The 21,072-nt window shown below is 38.0% G+C and carries 21 protein-coding genes; 15 read left to right on the top strand and 6 right to left on the bottom strand.

Annotation, left to right across the window (positions count from 1 at the left end):
- Nucleotides 1–12 precede the first annotated feature (12 nt).
- Nucleotides 13–861: a DUF6515 family protein gene (locus EA772_RS08495; RefSeq protein ID WP_124912476.1), complete on the bottom strand. Its 849-nt coding sequence runs from the start codon at nt 859–861 to the stop codon at nt 13–15.
- Between the two features lie 192 nt (nt 862–1,053).
- On the opposite strand from EA772_RS08495, the gene EA772_RS08490 reads away from it, so the two are divergent.
- From EA772_RS08490 to EA772_RS08470, 5 genes are all read left to right on the top strand, one after another.
- Entirely contained in the window at nt 1,054–2,922 is a 1,869-nt protein-coding gene (locus tag EA772_RS08490; RefSeq protein ID WP_124912474.1) for a CocE/NonD family hydrolase, read from the top strand.
- 111 nt (nt 2,923–3,033) lie between these two features.
- Complete coding sequence (locus tag EA772_RS08485) at nt 3,034–4,686, top strand: M1 family metallopeptidase (RefSeq protein ID WP_124912472.1); 1,653 nt, start codon at nt 3,034–3,036, stop codon at nt 4,684–4,686.
- Between the two features lie 157 nt (nt 4,687–4,843).
- Complete coding sequence (locus tag EA772_RS08480) at nt 4,844–5,575, top strand: head GIN domain-containing protein (protein ID WP_124912470.1); 732 nt, start codon at nt 4,844–4,846, stop codon at nt 5,573–5,575.
- A gap of 245 nt (nt 5,576–5,820) precedes the next feature.
- A complete protein-coding gene (locus tag EA772_RS08475) occupies nt 5,821–6,291 on the top strand; it encodes a DUF1572 family protein (RefSeq protein ID WP_124912468.1) in 471 nt (156 codons plus the stop codon).
- Nucleotides 6,292–6,380: 89 nt separating this feature from the next.
- Nucleotides 6,381–6,965 carry a YdeI family protein gene (locus tag EA772_RS08470; protein ID WP_124912466.1) on the top strand — a complete coding sequence of 195 codons (585 nt, stop codon included), beginning with the start codon at nt 6,381–6,383 and terminating at the stop codon, nt 6,963–6,965.
- Between the two features lie 5 nt (nt 6,966–6,970).
- Here the strand turns inward: EA772_RS08470 and EA772_RS08465 are convergent, their stop codons facing one another.
- Nucleotides 6,971–7,861, bottom strand: coding sequence for a hypothetical protein (locus EA772_RS08465; RefSeq protein ID WP_246834074.1), 891 nt, complete (start codon nt 7,859–7,861; stop codon nt 6,971–6,973).
- Between the two features lie 96 nt (nt 7,862–7,957).
- Entirely contained in the window at nt 7,958–8,662 is a 705-nt protein-coding gene (locus tag EA772_RS08460; RefSeq protein ID WP_124912464.1) for a DUF2490 domain-containing protein, read from the bottom strand.
- Between the two features lie 239 nt (nt 8,663–8,901).
- On the opposite strand from EA772_RS08460, the gene fabV reads away from it, so the two are divergent.
- From fabV to EA772_RS08435, 5 genes are all read left to right on the top strand, one after another.
- The gene (gene fabV / locus EA772_RS08455; RefSeq protein ID WP_124912462.1) at nt 8,902–10,095 is read left to right on the top strand and encodes an enoyl-ACP reductase FabV; all 1,194 of its coding nucleotides are present in this window, start codon (nt 8,902–8,904) and stop codon (nt 10,093–10,095) included.
- Nucleotides 10,096–10,181: 86 nt separating this feature from the next.
- On the top strand, nt 10,182–10,715 hold the full coding sequence (locus tag EA772_RS08450; RefSeq protein ID WP_124912460.1) for a GNAT family N-acetyltransferase: 534 nt from the start codon (nt 10,182–10,184) through the stop codon (nt 10,713–10,715).
- Between the two features lie 160 nt (nt 10,716–10,875).
- Nucleotides 10,876–11,328: a cold-shock protein gene (locus EA772_RS08445; RefSeq protein WP_010601333.1), complete on the top strand. Its 453-nt coding sequence runs from the start codon at nt 10,876–10,878 to the stop codon at nt 11,326–11,328.
- Between the two features lie 499 nt (nt 11,329–11,827).
- Complete coding sequence (locus EA772_RS08440) at nt 11,828–12,538, top strand: SIMPL domain-containing protein (RefSeq protein WP_010601332.1); 711 nt, start codon at nt 11,828–11,830, stop codon at nt 12,536–12,538.
- A gap of 75 nt (nt 12,539–12,613) precedes the next feature.
- Nucleotides 12,614–12,928 carry a hypothetical protein gene (locus tag EA772_RS08435; protein WP_010601331.1) on the top strand — a complete coding sequence of 105 codons (315 nt, stop codon included), beginning with the start codon at nt 12,614–12,616 and terminating at the stop codon, nt 12,926–12,928.
- A gap of 104 nt (nt 12,929–13,032) precedes the next feature.
- On the opposite strand, the gene serS is transcribed toward EA772_RS08435, so the two are convergent.
- Entirely contained in the window at nt 13,033–14,304 is a 1,272-nt protein-coding gene (gene serS, locus EA772_RS08430; protein ID WP_010601330.1) for a serine--tRNA ligase, read from the bottom strand.
- Nucleotides 14,305–14,459: 155 nt separating this feature from the next.
- Here serS and rsmI point away from each other — a divergent pair, with 155 nt between their 5' ends.
- From rsmI to EA772_RS08405, 5 genes are all read left to right on the top strand, one after another.
- Nucleotides 14,460–15,179 carry a 16S rRNA (cytidine(1402)-2'-O)-methyltransferase gene (gene rsmI, locus EA772_RS08425; RefSeq protein WP_124912458.1) on the top strand — a complete coding sequence of 240 codons (720 nt, stop codon included), beginning with the start codon at nt 14,460–14,462 and terminating at the stop codon, nt 15,177–15,179.
- A gap of 38 nt (nt 15,180–15,217) precedes the next feature.
- Nucleotides 15,218–15,871, top strand: coding sequence for a PH domain-containing protein (locus EA772_RS08420; protein WP_124912456.1), 654 nt, complete (start codon nt 15,218–15,220; stop codon nt 15,869–15,871).
- Between the two features lie 77 nt (nt 15,872–15,948).
- Nucleotides 15,949–17,565, top strand: a complete 1,617-nt coding sequence (gene lnt, locus EA772_RS08415) for an apolipoprotein N-acyltransferase (protein ID WP_124912454.1) — start codon at nt 15,949–15,951, stop codon at nt 17,563–17,565.
- On the top strand, nt 17,550–18,086 hold the full coding sequence (gene lspA / locus EA772_RS08410; RefSeq protein WP_116170411.1) for a signal peptidase II: 537 nt from the start codon (nt 17,550–17,552) through the stop codon (nt 18,084–18,086). The genes lnt and lspA overlap by 16 nt, the downstream gene beginning before the upstream one ends.
- A 99-nt stretch (nt 18,087–18,185) precedes the next feature.
- Nucleotides 18,186–18,602, top strand: a complete 417-nt coding sequence (locus EA772_RS08405; protein ID WP_010601325.1) for an OsmC family protein — start codon at nt 18,186–18,188, stop codon at nt 18,600–18,602.
- Nucleotides 18,603–18,643: 41 nt separating this feature from the next.
- Here EA772_RS08405 and EA772_RS08400 read toward each other — a convergent pair whose 3' ends face one another.
- Together EA772_RS08400 and EA772_RS08395 are read right to left on the bottom strand one after the other, a co-directional pair.
- Nucleotides 18,644–19,333: a response regulator transcription factor gene (locus tag EA772_RS08400; protein ID WP_124912452.1), complete on the bottom strand. Its 690-nt coding sequence runs from the start codon at nt 19,331–19,333 to the stop codon at nt 18,644–18,646.
- Nucleotides 19,334–19,413: 80 nt separating this feature from the next.
- The gene (locus tag EA772_RS08395) at nt 19,414–21,054 is read right to left on the bottom strand and encodes an NAD+ synthase (RefSeq protein ID WP_124912450.1); all 1,641 of its coding nucleotides are present in this window, start codon (nt 21,052–21,054) and stop codon (nt 19,414–19,416) included.
- Nucleotides 21,055–21,072 lie beyond the last annotated feature (18 nt).

The following is a 21,072-nucleotide window of genomic DNA, read 5'->3' as shown; positions in this document are numbered from 1 at the left end:
TACTTTGAGTAATTAGAATAATTTCCCGATCACACGATAAGAAATATTGTTTCCATCCACTACTTCTTCGTAATAAACATCATTTGGAGAAACAAAATATTTCTCATTTTTGATGGTTACTTCCCTACAGCCTTCTGGCAGTTGGGCAATAATTTCGCCAATTTGATGGGTATCAACCGGCCCATCGGTGGTATTCAAAATCCCGTCTTTTCCTGCTACAATATAAACCGTTGCACCATCAGCATTTTGCCCCTCAGTATAATAAACGCCCTTATATTCGTAATAATCTACGCCATCAATAGTAACCAAATTTGCGTCTTGTGGCAGGTTTGGTACTTCTGCACCAACCGGTGGCACCACCACTTCGTATTGATTGTTATTTTGCTGGTAAAATAAACCTCCGGAATAATAAAACTGATTAGGCCCATAACTAAACGGATAATACCCATACGGCAATACGCCAATTCGAAAACCTAAAAACGGTCTGTAAAAATTGTAATAACTATAATATGGACGATAATAACCTCTTCCATAACCCAGGCGATTGCCATATCCAAATCTATAACCAATACCCGGGCGATAGCCTGGCCGGTTATAGCTATAATCAGAACGGCCAGATCTGATAACTCCACCGCTGGACCTCGGCGCATAACCATTTCTGTTTGGTGTTTGAACAGATGGCCCTCTGGATATAGATCCACCTCTGGAGGGTGAAACCGAACCTGAGCGACCACCTCCAGTTGAAACTCCGCCCCCACCTGCTCTACTTGGCCGTTGAGCAAGAACATCTTCCGCATTTAAAGTTGTAATCATCGCTGCTGCAGCAAAAACCAACAATCCTTTACTTAATAACCTTTTCATGTATGTGTTTAATTTAATATCTGTATGACGATGAAAAATGATGAAAGATTACGCCTTTACATCATTTAACTAAATTTTGATAAAATCATGACCAAGCCAATTTCACAGCTAACAAACCTTTTACGGGATGTTTTTTCTAATCAATTCTTAATCGCCTATATTTAAATTTTATTATTCTAAAACTAATCCCAAATGAACTTTTTAAGATTTTTTTGTTTTCTATTTTGTCTGTTTGTTTCTAATGAATTGTTGGCTCAGCAAACTGATTCGGCTTTTGTTAGAGAAAACTACACCAAAATAGAACGCCAAATCCCCATGCGAGATGGGGTTAAACTTTTCACGTCGATATACCTACCCAAAAATCAAACCAAAAAATTTCCTTTCCTAATTAACAGAACTCCTTATACTGTAGCACCTTACGGAGAGGATAAATACAAGCTGAGTTTAGGAAATTTCCCTGCGATGATGAGGGAAGGCTTTATTTTCGTTTATCAGGATGTAAGGGGAAGATGGATGAGTGAAGGTATTTTTGAGGATATTCGTCCGCAAACCACAAAAAAAGGCAAGACAGCTATTGACGAAAGTACCGATACTTATGATACCATTGATTGGTTGGTTAAAAACATCAAAAATAATAATGGCAAGGCAGGAATTTATGGAATTTCTTACCCGGGATTTTATTCTACTACCTCATTACCCAATGCACACCCTGCACTAAAAGCTGTTTCTCCACAGGCGCCAGTAACCGACTGGTTCATGGGCGACGACTTTCACCATCGTGGAACTTTATTTTTAATGGATGCGTTCAGCTTCATGAGCAGCTTCGGTGTTCCGCGACCACAACCGATCACACCTGATAAAGGTCCGAAAGGTCTTCAATTTCCTATTCAGGATAATTACAGATTTTATTTAGAATCAGGCTCGATAAAAAACCTAAAGGATAAATACTTTGCCGATAGCATTAAGTTTTGGAACGACTTGTTCAAACATCCAAACTTAGATACTTTTTGGAAAGCAAGATTAATTACTCCGCACTTAAAAAATGTTAAACCAGCGGTTATGGTGGTTGGTGGTTTCTTTGATGCAGAAGATGCTTATGGCACTTTCGATACTTACAAAGCTATTGAAAAACAAAATCCGGGTGCAAATAATATTTTAGTTGCCGGCCCTTGGTTTCATGGTGGCTGGGTTCGCAGCGATGGTTCGTATTTTGGCGATATTCAATTCGGAAAAACAACCAGTATAGATTATCAAACGCAATTCGAGCTGCCTTTCTTCAAACATTACTTAAAGGGAGAAGGCGAATTTAATGCAGCTGAAGCTAATATCTTCGTGACAGGCTCGAATGAGTGGAAAAAATTCGCCAGCTGGCCACCACGAGATGTGGAAAGCAAGAACCTTTATTTACAACCTAATGGAAAACTAAGTTTTGAAAAGGTGAAAAGAACAGATAGCTGGGATGAATATGTGAGTGACCCAAACAACCCTGTTCCCTACCAAGACGGCGTTCAGGCCAAAAGAACCCGGGAATATATGATCGATGATCAGCGTTTTGCAGCCCGCAGACCGGATGTAAAAACTTACCAAACGGATGTACTAACTGAAGATATTACGATAACTGGCCCTGTATTAGCCAATCTCGTAGTTTCTACCACCGGAACTGACGCTGATTACGTGGTAAAATTAATTGACGTGTATCCTGAAGATGCGCCAAACCCAAATCCTAACCCTAAAAATTTGGTAATGGGAGGCTATGAGATGTTGGTACGCGGAGAAATTATGCGTGGAAAGTATCGCAACAGCTTCGAAAAACCCGAAGCCTTCACGCCTGGTGCAATTACTAAAGTGAATTACCCGATGCCAGATGTAGCGCACACCTTTAAAAAAGGACACAAAATGATGATCCAGATTCAAAATTCCTGGTTCCCGTTAGCCGATCGAAATCCACAAAAATTTATGGATATTTATCAGGCAGAACCAGGCGATTTTCAAAAGGCAACACATAGAATTTATCATGATGTGAATAACAGCTCTTTTGTTACGGTATCGGTTTTAAAGTAAATTTGATAAACGCGATCGTCATTGCGAGGTACGAAGCAATCTCCATTTCGATCGCACTTAATTTGTTTGTGAGATTGCTTCGTGCCTCGCAATGACGTAAATAAATATTAAATGAAAAAAATACTTACAGTTTTAGCTATTGCGCTTTGCATGACAAATGCTCAGGCACAAATGCTTGGCAAAAACCAGGTGAACTCAAGAGCAGATAGTTTACGTGGAACACTCACGCCTCTTCGTACCTGTTACGACATTAACTATTACCATTTAGATGTTAAAATTGATATCGATCAGAAATCTGTAGCGGGAAGTAATGAGTTTGTATTCACCGCCACCCAGGATTTCAATAAACTACAATTTGACCTTTTCGACAATTTAAAAGTAGAAAAAGTAGTTTACCAGGGCGGTGATTTGAAGTTTTCACGTGAGTACAATGCTGTTTTTGTAACCTTCCCTAAAACCATCAAAAAAGGAAGTAAAGATAAATTCACGGTTTTTTACTCCGGGAATCCGCGGGTGGCTAAAAACGCACCGTGGGATGGCGGCTTTATTTTCAAGAAAGATTCGGCGGGCAATCCTTTTGTTTCTGTCGCCTGCCAGGGCCTTGGCGCCAGTGTTTGGTGGCCTAATAAAGATCATCAAAGCGATGAGGTAGACAGCATGCTCATCAGCATTAGCGTACCAAATATCTTGCAGGAAGTTTCAAATGGCAGATTAAGAAGCACAGTGGAAAAGCCTGATGGGTACAAGCAATACAATTGGTTTGTAAGCAACCCGATTAACAACTACGATGTATCTTTTTATATCGGAAAATATGCACACTGGACGGATAGCTTTGACGGTGAAAACGGAAAACTAAGCATTGATTACTGGGCTTTGCAAGTAGATAGCGCTAAAGCTCGTCCGCATTGGGATGCCGATGTGAAACCCATGTTGAAGTGCTTCGAATATTGGTTTGGTCCTTATCCCTGGTATAAAGATGGCTACAAATTGGTACAAGCGCCACATCTAGGTATGGAGCATCAAAGTGCAGTGGCTTATGGCAATCAATTCAAAAAAGGCTATTTAGGAAGAGATTTGAGCGGAACAGGCCATGGTTTGAAGTGGGATTTTATAACAGTTCATGAAAGCGGGCATGAATGGTTTGGAAACAATATTACAAGCAAAGATATTGCTGATATGTGGGTACATGAAGGTTTTACCAATTATTCTGAAACACTTTTTACAGAATGTACTGATAGTAAAAAATCAGCTGATGAATATGTGATTGGCATTAGAAGAGGAATTAGCAATGATATTCCAATTATAGGCCCTTATGGTGTCAACAAAGAAGGTTCGGGAGATATGTATCCAAAAGGTGCAAACCTAATTCATAACATTCGCCAGCTAATCAATAACGATGAAAAATTCAGGCAAATTTTGCGTGGTTTAAACAAAACTTTCTATCATAAAACCGTAACCACTGCTGAAATTGAAAATTACATCGCAAAACAAAGTGGGTTAAAGCTCGATAAAGTTTTCGATCAATATCTGAGATACACTAAAATCCCGGTATTGGAATATAAAATTGATAAGGGAATATTGTCGTACCGTTGGCTAACGGATGTAAAGGGCTTTGATATGCCTGTGAGAGTAACCTTAAAGAACGGCACCTATTCTTTAATCAAACCCACAAATGATTGGAAAACGATTAAAGTTGATGCCAGTATAACTGCTGATAACTTCAAAAACGATCCAGCGTTTTACATCGACATCAAAAAGGGATAGACATTTTAACGGAGAGATTAAATAACTGTATCAGCTGGAAAAAAATCCATCAAATTTCTTCGCTGATGCAACTTTTCAATAAAATGATCGTCTTATAAACAAAATTTAAGTCACAACCAGTTTAAGTCGATCCTTAAATGGTAGAAAAATTATACCTATGAAAAAACTATTCACACTCTTGTTCACCGCATCGACACTGTTAACAAGTATTAATGCAATGGCGAATGACCAAATCAACATCACTTCATCAAAACATAGCGATGATGATAGAGACGTCAGAAATTTTAACGGCATTGCCTCTGCTGGGCCGATAAATGTTGTGGTTACATTGGGCAGTAAAGAAAGTTGCCGATTGGAAGGTGATTCCGAAGCCATCGCAAGCATCATTACCGAAGTCAAAGGAAATGTGTTAATTATTCGTCCTCAAAACAGCGTAACCAGCTGGTCTAGAAAATATGAGGGCAAAAAAATAACGGCTTACGTATCGGCAAGAGAATTGGCCAGCTTAACCATGAGTGGTTCTGGAAACATGGTGGTTAACGGAAAAATCAGCATGACTGATTTAACAACTTCCGTGAGTGGTTCTGGAAGCATCAAAGCAACTGCAGATGTTGATCACTACAACGGTGTAATCAGTGGTTCAGGATCGATAAATATCACCGGAAGTGCAGATCGTGCGAAAGTCGTGATTAGCAGTTCAGGGGCTTTTGAGGGGAAAGGCCTTGCAGTAAATGATTTAACTACGACGATCAGTGGTTCAGGAACAGTTAACATTAAGGCAGATCAATCCATCAGGGCAGTCATCAGCGGTTCAGGAAGCGTTAATTATTCTGGAAATGCTACTGTAGACAAAACCATTATCGGCTCTGGCAGAGTTAGAAAAATTTAAGGATTAAACATTTATTTTCAACGCCTCGGAGAAATTCGGGGCGTTTTTTTTTTCGAAAAGCAATTAGCGTATTTATTTTAGCGTTAGTCCCGCTATCGTTTCAAGTTCTCGCACGTTCCTCTCTGTGGGCTTTCCACTTTATCGGGTTTATACGGCACAGCCTGAGGATAAATTTGGATTTTCTGGCGATTTCAATTTTTATGTATTAAATTATCTGAGTTAAAATATTCAAAAGTAAATCACTAATGACAAGAAATTTATTCCTTGCAAATAGAATAAGAGAGGTTCTTTTAAATGGAAAGTGGATTGCCAATACAAATTTTAAAGAACAGATAATTAATGAAAACTGGGAAAAAGCCGTTCAAAAAATAGGCAACATAAATTCAATTGCAATGCTTACCTTTCATATTAATTATTATTTAGATGGATTGTTGAAAGCTTTTGAAAACGGTAAACTCGAAATTAATGATCGGTTTAGTTTCGATCTCCAGCCGATCACATCAGCGGAAGATTGGAATAATCTCGTGAAGGATTTCATCAGCAATGCGGAAAAATTTGCAAACGCAGTTTTAGCGCTCGACAACAGTCGTTTAGATGAAATATTCATCGATAAAAAATACGACACCTATTTACGAAATATTGAAGGTGTAATTGAACACAGTTATTATCACCTTGGGCAGGTTGTGCTCATTAAGAAAATGCTTGATCTGCAGTGAAATATGATGGCAATTCATCCGAGAGAATAAATGATAACTTTACTTTGTACAAAATTGGCCGACCATCAAAGCGAAACAACAATAAAATAATGAATACTAATCCCCAAGTTGACCTATTTTTTACCACTGCAAAAAAATGGCAGAAAGAAATGTTGCAATTGAGAGAAATCCTGCTCGACTGCGGTTTAACTGAAGAATTAAAATGGAGTAAACCCTGTTACATTTTCCAGGGAACAAACATTATCGTTATCCAGGGTTTTAAAGATTATTGTGCCCTGTTGTTTTTTAAAGGGATGTTAATGAGCAATGTAAATGGTATTTTAGTTAAAACAGGCGAAAACACACGTGTAGGTCGGCAGATCCGATTTACTAATAAGGAAGATATTATCGCAATGCAGGCCATTATTAAGGCCAATATTTTCGAAGCTATTGAAATTGAAAAGACAGGATTAAAAGTGGAAGCCGCAGCGCACGAAGAAATGAAACTCACGGAGGAATTCGAAAGTAAACTCGCGGATATCCCAAACTTGAAAGCTGCTTTTAACGCATTAACACCTGGCCGCCAGCGGGCTTATCATATTTACTTTTCAGCCCCCAAACAGTCAAAAACCAGAACTTCCAGAGTAGAAAAGTACATACAGCAAATACTTAGTGGTAAAGGTTTAAATGATTAGTAAACTTAAAATTGCACACCAATAACCGTTAAATTTTCAATGTAGTTTATTTTCTGGCTTGCTTTATCAAATTCATCGTAACCGGTGGTATGCACCCGGGTTAAATTAGTTGCCCCGAATTTGGTAGAATTTTGCAGGTACACATGTTTCCAAACATAAAATTTCAATCCAATTTTAGCAGATACACCATAACCTGAAATACTGAAGTGGTTGTTTCTGCCTAAACCGAAAAGATGAGCTTCCGTTCGTGGAACCATTAGTCCCCCTCCAATACCTGTTTCTAATGTTAAAGATGTATTTCCACCAGGTGCAACCCAAATATCGTCGTACCGCTCCAATTCTACATTGGCATAGTTAAAACCGTCGGTATGCTCATAAGTTAACATGTTTTCTTTAACATTAATGGTTTGACCATTGTATGTTCCGGCCATGGCTCCTGTAGATACATTTTCGGGTGTAATATTTGCGCCGATGGTTCCGGTAATGGCAACAGCTTGAGGGATATCCATTACATATTTCATATGATCCCAGCCGACTGATATACTGTAGTTATCTTTAATAAAGTAACCTACGCGAATATTATATTGTGGAACGGTAATTAAACTCGGGTTTAAATATGACCAATTGAGTTTCGATTGCCTGTCGTGTGCCGCTACATCATGCAGCGTGAAATCATAATTCGGCCCCTGAAATCTGATATCACTTTTACCATACCATGAATTATTATAACCCCAATGGAAATAAAAATCTCCTTTCCGGGAAAAGTTTCTTTTGTTTTCTGGGTTGAATAAACTTTTTGAACTAGGTGTATTGTTGATAGAAGAAGTTTTCAACTCTTGTGCATGCATCCGCTTGCCAAACAAGAGTGCTAAAAATAGGATCGAGAATTTTTTCACGGCGCAAATTGAGCAAAAACCGCTATCAATTACAACATCTTTAACATTTTGTAGTTGCCGATTTACAAAAAATGACTTTGAAACATTAATAACAAATTAGAATCTGGTGTAAACAGCAAATTGTACGATGCTATTGTTGGTATGGTTTGTTGTGTTTTTCACCGCCTGATTCATGTAGCCAAGTTCCAGATCTATCTTTTTTGAAAACCGATAGCCACCGGCGAGATAAAGCCTGTTTTGATCAAAAACACTTTTGTTAATTCGATCTTTATTTTGAATATTCAAAAAAACCTCATTCTGCAAGGCTACAAATACACCCCGATCGAACGTTGCCGCTGTTTTTTGTAGCGGTTGAATGAGTCTGAAGAAATAACGAAAGCGTTGCGCAAAAACATCCTCATTGGTACGCTCTATAAAACGTTGTTCTACCCTTACCCTATGGCTGGCAAAAATAGAGCTGAGTTTATGATTAAAAATATACTGTTCAAAAATACGGTGTTCATGAAGGAAAGTATTCGAAGCACCCTGCACCTGGTTTTGGGTAGTTTGCCATAAATATCCCAAAGCCACATTATGATCTTTATTGATAAAATATTGTAAAGCTGGTCTGATTAAAGTATTTCGCACATGATCCCAATCATCAGCAGAACGAATTTGGGCATCAAATTGCAACCCCCATTTCTCATTAAATTTGGTGTTGTTAACAAACATGAACCATCCTGAATTTTGGTATTGTGTTTGAGCAAAAAGCTTTCCAGTTATCCCCAGTAAAAAAAGTGTGGAAAGTATTAATTTTCTCATAAATATATTCGGTTTATCTGTGTGCCGCTAAAATAATAGAATTCTAAGAAAGACTTCTATTAACATTTAATTAATATTACTTTAACAATATCTTTACTTTAATGTTATGCCATAGCAAGCATTATTTAAATTTCATTTAGCCGTAAGGAATTAAAAATTTATCTTCGTTAAAGATTTGGTCTTTACAACACAGTGTAAAGAGCTAATTTCGACATTACAAAACGTAAAATAAGAACAAAATGATTATTGAACCGAGAATGAGGGGCTTTATTTGTTTGACTGCACACCCTGATGGTTGCGCTCAAAACGTAAAGAACCAAATTGAATATGTTAAATCAAAAGGTGCGATTAGCGGGCCTAAAAAAGTATTGGTAATTGGTGCTTCAACAGGCTTCGGTCTGGCATCCAGAATTACCGCAGCTTTCGGTTCGGATGCTGCTACCATTGGTGTATTTTTCGAAAAAGCACCTTCGGCAGGCAAAACAGCTTCTCCAGGTTGGTACAATAGTGCAGCTTTTGAAAAGGAAGCACATGCCGCTGGTTTATATGCGAAAAGTATTAATGGCGACGCCTTCTCGAAGGAAATTAAGGCAAAAACCATTGAGTTAATTAAAGCCGATTTAGGTCAGGTTGATTTAGTAATTTACAGTTTAGCTTCGCCGGTAAGAAAACACCCTGATACCGAAGTTTTACACCGTTCTACACTAAAACCAATTGGTGGCACATACACCAATAAAACGGTCGATTTTCATACGGGCAATGTGAGTGAAATTTCTATCGAGCCTGCAACTGAAGAAGATATTGCAAATACCGTAGCCGTAATGGGTGGCGAAGATTGGGCCATGTGGATTGATGCTTTGAAAGCAGAAAATCTGTTGGCTGAAGGTGCTACAACCGTTGCTTATTCATACATCGGCCCTAAATTAACTGAACCGGTTTACCGTAAAGGCACCATTGGCCGTGCTAAAGATGATTTAGAAGCTACAGCATTTACCATCGCTGATCAGTTGAAAGATATTAATGGTAAAGCATACGTTTCAGTAAACAAAGCTTTGGTTACACAGGCTAGTTCTGCTATTCCGGTAATTCCTTTATACATTTCATTGTTGTACAAAATAATGAAAGAAGAAGGTATTCACGAAGGTACAATCGAACAGATTCAGCGTTTATATGCTGAGCGATTATATACGGGCGGCGAAGTTCCTGTTGACGAAAAGGGAAGAATCAGAATAGATGATTGGGAAATGCGTGACGATGTACAAACTAAAGTTGCTCAACTTTGGGAAGAAGCTACAACCGAAACGCTACCTGCTATTGGCGATTTACCAGGTTACCGCTCCGATTTTTTAAGTCTTTTTGGTTTCGAAATTGCTAAAGTAGATTACCAAAAAGAAGCAAATGAGGTGGTAGAAATTGAGGGACTGGTAGATTAGTTGCCGTATGGAGCTTTTTCAAAATTTGTACCGTTAAATAGTTTATGAGGCTGGCTGATTAGCCAGCCTTTTTTATATCAAAAGAAATGATTTTCGATTTACAACCTACCCTGGAAGATGAGCTGATTAGGGCCGTTCCTTTGAAAGCCGGTGACTTTGAAAAGTTATATGCAGTTGCCTCCGACCCACTTATCTGGGAGCAACATCCAAACAAGGATCGGTATAAACGTGATGTTTTCGAAAACTTTTTTAAGGGCGCTATGGAATCTAAAGGCGCTTTTATCATCTACGATCAGGCCAGCGGCAATGTAGTTGGTAGTTCAAGATATTATGAACCCAATGAAGAAAATCACTCTGTTGCGGTAGGCTATACTTTTATTGGTCGCGATTTTTGGGGCAAGGGACAGAATGCTGCCTTAAAAAAACTAATGTTAGATTATGCATTTCAATTTGTTGAAAAAGTGATTTTGCACATTGGCGCCACGAACTATCGATCTCAAAAAGCAACCGAAAAACTAGGTGCGGTAAAGGTCGGTGAAATCGAAGTAGCTTACTATGGCGAACCAGTAAAATGGAATTTCGAGTATCAAATTGATAAAGTTAAATGGAAGAACAGGTAATATCTATTCGCAAATCACCTAAAAATGACATAAGCGAAGCCTTATGCAGATACCGTTAGTGCTTAATGGAATAAAGTCGTGTTTTAGTTTTAGTATTGTTATATTTGCATTCATCTCCATTTCCACTCATCTTTTAAAAAAACAAAACAAGTAAATATATATGGCTAAATCTCAGGCAACATACAGTAAAAAAGAGAACGAAAAAAAACGACTAAAAAAACAAAAAGACAAACAAGAGAAAAAGGAAGAGCGTCAGGCTAATGCAAAAAAAGGTTTAGCGCTTGAAGATATGATGGCGTACGTTGACGAAAACGGAAACATCTCTTCTACTCCACCAGATCCGAAAAAGAAGAAAGTAATCAATACAGAAGATATCCAGATTGGTATTTCGAGACAAGAAGATATCATTGACGAAAATCCGGTTAAAAAAGGAACAGTAACTTTCTTTAACGACAGTAAAGGTTATGGTTTCATTAAAAACACTGAAACCCAAGATAGTATTTTTGTTCACGCCAATGGTTGCGTAACTCAAATTAAAGAGGGCGACAAAGTTACTTTCGAGGTAGAAATGGGCCAAAAAGGACCAACTGCAGTTAAAGTTTCTAAAGTTTAGTTCTCCACACACCCAAACGGGCACCGTAAAAATTATGCAGAAAATTTCTGCTGCGCAAGGTTTTATAACAATATAATTCCGTCTATTAATGATAAAACCTAGCGCAATTTTTCCTTTTCCTTTACTACTCATTTCAAGAAAATCAGGTTTCAGTTGGCTTCGGCAAGTCCAGTCCCGCCATCGCTACTAGTCCTCATTTCGCTATGCTCCATTCCGGGCTAACCGCTCTGTCGGGTTTAGATGGCAAATAAGATGCGCTTATTAACTTTTGCAACAAGTGTACGTTCACCAAATGTTCCTATGGGATGTGCTAATAATTTACATTTTCGTTAAGGTGAAACACATCCACGCCTGTCTCTCGCCGCTTTGATCGTTTAATAGGTGCTAGAATGACCATAAATCAACGGCATTAATTTATCAAAAAATAAAAATTTAAAATTTTCGGTGTGGAATTTGTGCTTCACGCACATCATAACAGCACACACAAAGAAAAAACATTATGAAAAAGTTAATAGCAATTGCACTCGTTGCATTTTTGGGCCTTTCATCGGCAATGGCTCAACAAGTAGATTTACGCAGAAAAATTAGCGTGAGCGGTTCTGCAGAAACAGAGGTTACACCAGACATCATTTACATTGGTATTTCGTTAAAAGAGTATTTAAATGGCAAGAAAAAAGTAGAGATCACGGAGTTAGAGAAGCAACTTTATGCTGCTGTTCAAAAAGCAGGTATTGCGAAGGAAAATCTAACCATCAGCAATTTAAGCAGCTGGAACTACGCGACAGAGAAAAAGAAAAATCCTGATTTTTTAGCCAGTAAACAATACCGTTTGAAAGTTGCAGATTTAAATAAATTCAATGCCATTCTAGAAGAAATTGATGCAAAAGGAATTGCTAACACCAATATCGAAAGCTATGATTATTCAAAAATAGAAAGCTTAAAAAAGGATTTAAAAATTAAAGCATTATTGTCGGCAAAAGAAAAAGCAACTTACATGGCTGAAGCTCTTGGAAACAAACTGAACGGTGTAATTGAGATTCAAGATGGTGGCGACAATATTATACAACCCGTTTATAGAAATTACATGATGAAATCGGCAATGGCGGAGTCGGCAGATGCAGCACCTGAAATTGATTTCAAAAAGATTAAGCTAAATTTCACAGTAAATGTTGTATTTGAGTTGAGTCCAGATTTAACAGCTAAAAAATAAGATTTAAAACCTACCAGAAACATTTTGGTAGGTTTTTTGTTACGTAGACATCGAAACACTAAAAATTTAATTATTATGAAAAAATTCGTTTACACTTTAGCATTGATCTTCACTTTAGGCATTAGTTTCAACTCGGTACAAGCAGCTAACAAGCCGGCTAAAAACCCAACTGAACTTACAGCTGAGCAATCTGCACAATTAGAAAGAATTAAAACCCGTGTGGAAGAAATCAGAGACATGGACAAATCAAACCTTACAAAAGCAGAACGTAAGGCATTACGTAGCGAGTTGAGAGAATTGAAAGGTCAGGCTCGTGCAGTTTCTGGAGGTGTTTATCTTTCAGTTGGTGCCATTATCATCATCATCTTATTATTGATTTTGATTTTATAATCAGAAAAACATTATCTACCTATAAAAACAAAAAGCTTTGCAGTGATGCAAAGCTTTTTTTATGGGCTTATATCTTTGTTTGACGAGGAGAATCGATACAGGCTCTAATCAATCATATCAAAACCTGTGTATTTTACTAATGCTTCAGGAATTTTTATTCCATTTTCAGTTTGATAGTTTTCTAAAATAGACGCCACAATACGTGGCAATGCCAAGGCACTTCCATTTAATGAATGCGCCAATTGTGCCTTACCTTCTTTACCTTTAAAACGAAGCTTTAAGCGGTTGGCCTGGTAAGTTTCGAAGTTTGATACAGATGATACTTCTAACCAACGCTCTTGTGCGGCACTCCAAACTTCCATATCGTAAGTCATGGCAGAAGTAAAGCCCATATCGCCACCGCACAAACGTAATACTCGATAGTGCAAACCAAGTTCTTGTAATAGTGACTGAACGTATTGACTCATTTCTTCCAGTGTTTCATACGATTTATCTGGATGAGTAATTTGAACCACCTCGACTTTATCGAACTGATGTAATCGGTTTAAACCCCGAACGTGGGCGCCATAAGAACCTGCCTCTCTGCGGAAACATGGTGTATAAGCTGTATTTTTAATCGGCAAATCTTCTTCTTTAACAATTACATCGCGGTATAAATTTGTAACCGGAACTTCAGCCGTTGGAATTAAATATAAATCATCAATGGTTGAATGATACATTTGTCCTTCTTTATCTGGCAACTGGCCGGTTCCGAAACCCGATGCTGCGTTAACTAAATGAGGTACCTGCATTTCTTTATATCCAGCTTCAATAGCATGATCCAAAAAGAAATTGATCAAAGCACGTTGCAACCTGGCTCCCTTTCCTTTATATACCGGGAAACCGGCACCAGTAATTTTTACGCCTAATTCAAAATCAATAATGTCGTATTTTGCAGCCAGTTCCCAATGCGGTAAGGCTTTGGTTGGTAATTCGGCAGGTGCACCGTGTAAATAAACCACTTCGTTTTCCTCGGCCGTTGAACCTTTTGGAACCAAATCATAAGGTAAATTTGGTAACTGTACTATAGCATTAAACTGAGCAGTTTCCAACTCATTTAACTTTTCAGTAAGGTTTTTAATATTTTCTTTATGTGAACCTGTTTGTGCCTTAATGGCTTCAGCCTCATCCTTTTTCCCGGCACGCATTAAATCGCCAATTTGTTTGGCGGCTGCATTTGCTTCTGCGGAAATACGATCAAGAGTGGTTTGAGTGGAACGGCGGTCTTCATCAATTTTAATAACCTCATCTACCAACTCTGGTTGTTTAAAGTTACGTACACTTAAACGTTCTAAAACTTTCTCTCTATTTTCACGGATATAATTAACTTGCAGCATTATTTAATTTTTTTACAAAGATAAGATTGATTACGAATTACGAGTTACGATTTTAGATTTTTATGCCCATGGTTAACCCAATCCGCAAATCGAAATCTTAAATTTAGCTATACGTATGGCAATCGTAATTCGGAAATCTAAAATCGAAAATCAAAATGGGCAAACTATTTCTCGTACCCACGCCAATCGGCAACTTGGAAGACATGACTTTTAGGGCGATCCGTGTTTTAAAAGAATGTGACTTAATTTTGGCTGAAGATACCCGAACAAGTGCACCAATGCTCAAACATTTTGGCATTGATAAACGTGTTTTTTCCCATCATCAGCATAACGAGCATAAGGCTACTTCAGAAATTATAAAGTTTTTACAGGAAGGACAAAAAATAGCGTTGATTTCAGATGCCGGAACGCCTGCTATCTCCGATCCAGGATTTTTCCTCGTTCGCGAAGCGATAAAAAATGATATTGCTGTAGAGTGTTTACCTGGTGCTACCGCTTTTGTACCGGCCTTAGTCAACTCAGGCTTACCGACCGATGCTTTTTGTTTCGAGGGGTTTCTTCCGGTAAAAAAAGGAAGGCAAACAAAGTTTAAAAAATTAGCTGAAGAAGAACGTACGATTATACTTTATGAAAGTCCGCACCGTTTACTAAAAACCCTTGAAGAATTTGCACAATACTTAGGCGCTGAGCGACAAGCTTCAGTAAGCCGAGAATTAACTAAAATGTTTGAAGAAACCGTTCGCGGAACTTTATCAGAAATAAAATCTCACTTCGAAAACAATACTTTAAAAGGAGAATTTGTAATTTGCATTGCAGGAAAAGATTTGAGCAAGGATAAAAAAGCAAAGAACAAATACGATGATGCAGAAGATTAGCATCAATAAATTAACATCAATCAATTTTTAAAAACAATATGATTAGCATAGATAGATTTTTAAGTGACGAACAAGACCCTAAAGCGGTTGAAAAAGTTATTGGAAAATTAAACGACCTTTTAACTACAAATGAGGAAATATTATACCTCGCTGTTCAGAAAAAACCAGCTGTAAACTTGCTACCAGATAGTATTGCTGTTACCAATAAGCGCATTTTTTATTGCGAGCCAGGCAATCTGGGATTAACGATGAATTTTAAAGATATTTCCTTAAAAAACATTAAGGAGGTATCGTTCAAAGAAGAATTATTTGGGTCAAAATTTATCTGCGTGCCACAAACTGGTGAGAATATTGTTACCGAATTTATCCCTAAAACCCAGGCAAGAAAATTATATCAGGCTGCCAATGAGCAATTAGAGGAATATAAAGAAACGTTACGCCAGCAAAAATTGGAGGAAGATAAAGCCAATGCACCGGCACAGCCTGCGCCTCAGCCATTTGCAGATTTTGGTTCAATTGAAGCTCCTGCTCCTGTGGTTGAACCTGAGCCGATTCAAATAGCTGAGGTAGTTGAAGAACCGGAAGATGAAACCACTTTGAAGCTTCGTAAATTAAAAACCTTGTACGATAAACACCTGATTACGCAGGAAGAATATGAAGCAAAAAAAGGCGCTATACTAGATAGTTTGTAATATTTCGAGTGTCAGATTGAGCTTGCTGAAGCCTTATTCTATTCGACAAGTTCAGCATGATAAATCTCAAAAAAAAAATGAAATCCAACAAAAACTATCCCTTAGCCCTACTTAGCGCATTTCTTCTTTGGTTAGCCTGGCCACCAATGCCATTTACAACGCCTTTGTTGTTGATAGCATTGGTGCCCTTGTTTATTGCACTCGATTCAATTTTTAACAGCGATGCCGAAAAAAAAGGAAAAAAAGTTTTTCTCATCGCCGGAACTACGTTTCTTATTTGGAACACTGCTTCAACATATTGGGTATATAATGCAATAAAAGCTTACAACGGCACTTTTGTAGCCATTCCTGTTTCCCTAATTCCTTATGGATTGGGTGCTTTTTTAATGACTTCAGCATTCTGGTTGTTTTATAGGTTGAGCCGGTATACAAGCAAAAAAGTAGCCTACTTCGGATTGGTTGCGTTTTATATTGCACTGGAGTACCTTCAGCAAACCTGGGATTTAGCTTTCCCGTGGATGACACTAGGCAATGGCCTGGCTGGCATGCACCAACTGGCGCAATGGTATGATTACACGGGCATATATGGTGGTTCATTATGGATTTTAGTCAGCAATATCTTAGCGTTCGAGGCTTACAAAAAGTTTAAATCTGATAGCGGCTATCTTAAATACAGAGCAATAGGAATTTGGGCATTGGTTCTAATTATTCCAATTTCCATTTCACTCATAAAATATTTCAATGCCGAACAGCAAGGCACTCCAAGCAATGTTGTAGTGGTACAGCCCAATATCGATCCCTACAAAAAGCTAGGTGACATTCCACCGTCAGCGCAAATTAAGATCTTAACGCATCTGTCTGATTCATTGGCACAGCCCAACACCGAATACATCATTTGGCCGGAAACCGCTTTACCGATTTATGCTGATGAAGATAAAGTAAGAACCTATCCAGAAATTACAGATTTGCAGCAGTTTTTAAATAAGTATAAAAATGGATCGCTAATCACTGGGATTGAAACCATTAAAATTTACCCTGATAAGAGAACAGTTTCTGCAAAATATGATGAACGAAGTGGTCAGTACTGGGATAATTTCAATGCCGCCATGCAACTGGAAAACTCAGCAAATATCCAGTTCTACCATAAATCAAAGCTGGTTCCGGGAGCCGAAAAAATGCCTTTTCCTAAAGTATTTTCTTTCATGGATGGTGTATTTTCTGAACTGGGCGGAAGTGTAAGCGGTTGGGGTTGGCAAGAAAAACCGAGTGTGCTTTATGCCCAGAGCGGAATTGGAGCTGCCCCGGTGGTTTGTTACGAAAGTTTATGGGGCGATTGGATTGGTCAGCAAGTTAAAGATGGTGCTCAATTTATTGCCATCATCACGAACGATGGTTGGTGGGGCAATACCTCAGGAAAAGATCAGCATGAAATGTATGCAAAACTTAGGGCGATTGAGACCCACAGAGATGTTGCCCGATCTGCAAATACAGGGATTTCATGTTTCATCAATCAACGTGGAGATATCACTCAGCATACAAAATGGTGGACCAGAACTGCACTGAAAGGCGATATTAACCTCAACGATGAAATTACGTTTTATGTAAAAAGTGGTGACATTATTGCGAAGTTCTTTTGTATTGTCGCCATACTTTTAGCCTTAATTATTCCGTACCGAAAATGGATAAAAAAATAATTTATCATAAAAACTACACCTGGGTTTTCCTGCTGATTATTCTGATCTTAAATATTGCATTTGATCAGATATCAAAGTTTATCGTTCGTATGGAAATTTCTGATTATGAACACATCGTTTTAATTAAAGATTTTTTTACGCTGACTAAGGTTGAAAACAGCGGTGCTTTTTTAAGCCTGGGCGACAGTATGCCCTATGCATTCCGGTTAATCATCTTAACGGGCTTACCATTACTGTTTTTAGGTTACGGCCTTTACTATCTTTTTTCGAAACCTAACCTACCAGCAAGCATGCAAATTGCCTTGTGTTTCCTAATCGGGGGCGGTATTGGTAACTTGTACGATCGCATTGTTCATGGCTCGGTAACCGATTTTATGCACATGAACTTTCAAATTTTTCAAACAGGTGTATTTAATATCGCCGACATTTCCATCATGATAGGCGTTGGAATTTTATTCATTCAATCGCTAAAAGCTAAATTAACGCCGGCTGACTCCAGTTCAACTGAACACGAAGCTTAAAAACTTCACCAAATGTTAACCAATAATTGCATTCTATATACAAACATTAGGTTATATTTATTGTTAGAAATCTAATCTCAACAAAAAAATAAAATCAACATGAAAAGAAATGCAACAGCCGTATGGCAAGGTTCTATTAAAGAAGGTGCGGGTAAATTAACTACGCAAAGTACTACATTAAGTGATACACAGTATTCATTTAATTCACGCTTTGCTGAAGGAGTGGGTACCAATCCTGAAGAATTAATTGCCGCTGCACATGCAGGCTGCTTTACCATGAAACTTTCAGCAAATTTGGCTGAAGCGGGTTTTACTGCTACAAAACTGGAAACAAAATGTGAAATCAACCTTGATCCATCCAAAGGAGAAATTGTTGAATCACATCTGACACTCACTGCAGAAGTGCCAGAATTGACTCAAGAAAAATTTGATGAACTGGTAGCAGATGCTGAAAAGAACTGCCCTATTTCAAAATTGCTAAATACATCAATTACTGTTGATGCTACCTTAGCCTAACTAATATCATCCAGCTTGCCAACATTTTAGCAGGCTGGATACTAAATCAAATCGAAAGCCCTGGCATAATTGGATATCTCGAAAGATGATTTCGTGTTTAATTTCTCGCGAATATTTCTTCGGTGTGTATCAACAGTTGTTGATGAAATGCAAAGCTTGTTGGCAATTTCTATTGAGCTTTTACCCAAGGCCATTTCACGCAGAATCGTTTTCTCACGTTTGCTTAAACGCAAAAAATTAGCATAGTGATTTCTTGAGAAATCATTTTCTTCTAAAATTCTTTGTGCTTTATTAGCCATATGGTGCATGGCATCTACAGGAATAGAAACTGTTATCGTCATCAAAGGATGTTCTTCTTCATCACGCATAAAAATTTTAATGCTCGATAGATACCAATGCCAGTCCTGTGTATTCGGAAACTTAACTTGCTGGTAGAAACTCACTGTTTCATCATCTGAATTACGATGCATCAAAGCGGCAATTTTCGGCACATAATCTAATGCATCATCTGCGTTAAAATATTTTGCGTGGTAAACCTCAGTAGGTAATGAACAAATTTCATCCAGAGTAGTATCCAAAAGCTGTAAACCATTTTCAGACATATAGGCGATGGTCCAGTTACGCAAATCATGAAGAATAACTACTCCAGGAATATTATTGAAGGTAGAAATATGCATACTAATCTTACCGCACATTTCAGGGGTAAGATTTTGATTGTAAAACTTAACCATAATTGAGAGATAGGGATGTTAACCATCGTTAATCTACTCACTATTAGATACATATCCAATAAAAAATAAAATTTATTGACTTATATCAAATGTTTCCCTACAATTGGCATCCTTCTTCCCATACCAAATGCTTTTGGTGAAACCCGAAGTATTGGCGGAGTTTGATAACGTTTAAACTCCGCAACGTTTACCATTTTTAATATTCTATTCACAAGTAGTTCATCAAAGCCCTGTGCGATAATGGCCTTGGCACCCTGCTTTTTCTCTATGTGTTGATATAATATCTTATCCAGAATGTCATATTCAGGAAGTGAATCAGAATCCTTTTGATCTGGTCTTAACTCTGCTGAAGGTGGTTTAACAATGGTATTAAGCGGAATAATTTCTATATCCTTGTTGATGTACTTCGCCAATTCGAAAACCTGAGTTTTGTACACATCGCCAATTACGCCAATTGCACCACACATATCGCCATATAATGTGCCATACCCAACCGCACATTCACTTTTATTAGATGTATTCAGCAGGATATATCCAAACTTATTACTCATGGCCATGTTAACAATTCCACGTATGCGGGCTTGAATGTTTTCTTCTGCCAGGTTAAAAGGCAAACCTTTAAATGCAGGTGCCAGTATGTGATCGAAAGCTGATGCAGCATCTTTAATCGGGATAATTTCGTGCATGCATCCGATGTTATTTACTAAATCCATCGCATCCTGAACGGAGTGATCAGAAGAGAACTTTGATGGCATTAAAACAGACATTACATTTTCTGCACCTAAAGCCCTACAGGCTAACGCACAAACCACAGCTGAATCAATTCCGCCTGACAAACCTAAAACCGCCTTTTTAAAACCTGATTTAGTGAAATAATCTTTTATCCCTAAAATTAATGCGTCGTGAATTTGTTCAATATCAGTGAGGCGTTCTGCTTTCGGATATTTATTGCGAACATTTTCTATCTCAGCCAAATCAAATACCTGAAGATCTTCTTCAAAATATTTCATTTCAGCTTTCATTTCACCGTCAGCATCAAAAACCAATGATCCACCGTCGAAAATAATTTCAGTTTGTGCCCCAACCTGGTTCACATAAAACACCGGCAAATGATATTTTTTTGCATTATCAGCCAAAACCTTTATGCGCTCATCATCATGTGTATACGAAAATGGCGACGCCGCAATGTTAATCATCACATCTGGCTGTTCTTTAATCAACTCATCCATCGGATTTGAAACATACAGCGGATTATCATTAATGTTCCAGAGATCTTCACAAATGGTTAGCGCAATCCTTTTTCCCTTAAAATCGATGCAGTTAAAGTTTGTAGCAGGCTCGAAATAGCGGTATTCATCAAATACATCATAAGTTGGCAACAACGCTTTCCTGGCGATGGCCTTTATGTTTCCTTCTTCAATAAAATAAGCCGCATTAAACAAGTCTTTACCCTGTAGTACATCGTTCTTAATAGGCAAACCTAAAATACAGGCAATATCCACACAGTGTTTAGCAATTTCCTTTGCAGCATTTTCGCAAAGCGATATAAACTCATCAAATTCAAGATAATCTCTTGGAGGATAACCACAAATAGCCAACTCCGCAAAAACCACTAAATCGGCACCTTTTTCTTTAGCCAATTGAATGTGATCAATTATTTTTTTGGTATTGGCTTCGAAGTTGCCGATGTGATAGTTAAGTTGTGCAAGCGCTATTTTCATTTGTGAAGTATCAGTTTT

Source organism: Pedobacter sp. G11, assembly GCF_003860265.1.
GTDB classification, from domain to species: Bacteria; Bacteroidota; Bacteroidia; order Sphingobacteriales; family Sphingobacteriaceae; genus Pedobacter; species Pedobacter agri.
The sequence above is the reverse complement of the archived record's forward strand: the minus strand, read 5'-3'. Positions and strand labels throughout refer to the sequence as shown.